The following is a 1,592-nucleotide window of genomic DNA, read 5'->3' as shown; positions in this document are numbered from 1 at the left end:
AAAAAGGACGATTTTTCACAAGTTCCTGACACTTTGATGCAGATGTTTGGCAAACCTACTATGGTTATGATGGTCAAACTTGATGGAAGAAGTCTTGCTCAAGTTGATGTAGAAAAAGTGAAACAGTCGCTGAAAGGTGATGGCTTTTTCTTACAAGTGCCACCGCCACCTAAAAATCTACTCGACGAATATAAAGAGCAAAAACAAGCTCGCCAACAATCAGAAGATTAAACAGACAACGTTTAGATTGTTTGATTCAGTTGCTCAAGGAGGGCAATGTGAAAAAACTACTGTCAGTCGCGCTAGGACTAACGCTCGCAACGGCGAGTTACGCCAATGAAGTGAGCTTTGAACAATATGTAGAGGGCTTAAAACAAGAAGCTCGAACCAAGGGTATATCAGAGCAGGTGATTACTCAGGCGTTTGAAAACGTCACCCATAAACCTCGAGCTGTTAAAGCCGACAAAAACCAGCCAGAGAAAAAACTCACCCTAGACGAGTATATTCCCCGTGCCGTGCCTGATTGGAAAGTGAAGCAGGCCAAGTCTCTGTATAAAAAGCACTATACCGATCTAAAGCATGCTGGTGATGCTTATGGGGTCCAGCCACGTTTTATTGTTGCACTCTGGGGCGTTGAGAGTAATTTTGGTAAGTTCACTGGTAACTATCGCGTGATTGACGCGCTTTCAACACTAGCCTATGACGGGCGCCGTGAAGCATTTTTCCGTAAAGAGACCATGGCGGCGTTGCAAATCCTGGATGAAGGGCATATCCCAGTAGAGCAGTTTAAAGGCTCTTGGGCGGGGGCGATGGGGCAGTGCCAGTTTATGCCTAGCTCATTTTTATCTTTCGCAGCTGATGGTAACGGTGATGGCAAGAAGGATATTTGGAACACCAAAGCCGATGTTTTTGCTTCAGCAGCTAACTATTTAAGTCAGTCAGGTTGGGATGATACCTATACATGGGGGCGTCAAGTTAAACTGCCTAAAGGTTTCGATACCAGTATTCAAGGTCGTGCCGAAGCAAAAGGGAAGTACCTTTCGGAATGGAGTAAGTTAGGAATCACTCTCTATGACGGTCGACCACTACCAAAACTCAATAGTGATATTAAAGCTTGGCTAATTGCTCCAGATGATGCCAATGGGCGTGTATACCTGGTGTACAACAACTACAATGTACTGATGAAATGGAATCGGTCTTACTATTTTGCCCTAGCTGTTTCGCATCTTGCAGATAAAATTGTGATGTGAGTGGTCTGATTTGCGCAGGTGGACGTTTCATTTATCTTATTGCCCTCCTCATATATGAGTTAGAATCTTTATGTGAGATTAACGGTATGTTTGAGGTACTCGCAGAAGAAAGATGAATGCCCATCACTATGTCGCAGACAAACTCTCAGAAGTAGTAATGATGAAGCATAAGCGCCAGATGATGATGGTGCGCTTGCTAGCTGTTTTGGGCGTCTCATTCCTAGCGGCTTTTGCAAGCTACAGCTTTTACCGCCAAGATTTACTATTGGGATTTATTCTTGGTGCTTATTGTATTGGTGGTATTATCACGTCTCGATCTGTCCGTGCAGGCCATCGTAGTGG

General features: G+C 44.3%; 3 protein-coding genes. All 3 read left to right on the top strand.

The window, feature by feature from the left end:
* A partial coding sequence (locus tag QTO00_RS19440; RefSeq protein WP_331426213.1) for a YcgL domain-containing protein occupies positions 1–231 on the top strand: 231 nt, incomplete at its 5' end.
* 47 nt (positions 232–278) lie between these two features.
* On the top strand, positions 279–1,250 hold the full coding sequence (locus QTO00_RS19435; protein WP_331426212.1) for a lytic murein transglycosylase: 972 nt from the start codon (positions 279–281) through the stop codon (positions 1,248–1,250).
* Between the two features lie 112 nt (positions 1,251–1,362).
* On the top strand, positions 1,363–1,592 hold a 230-nt coding region (locus tag QTO00_RS19430), incomplete at its 3' end, for a hypothetical protein (RefSeq protein ID WP_331426211.1).

This window comes from Vibrio sp. M260118, assembly GCF_036533755.1.
Classification (GTDB): domain Bacteria; phylum Pseudomonadota; class Gammaproteobacteria; order Enterobacterales; family Vibrionaceae; genus Vibrio.
The sequence above is the reverse complement of the archived record's forward strand: the minus strand, read 5'-3'. Positions and strand labels throughout refer to the sequence as shown.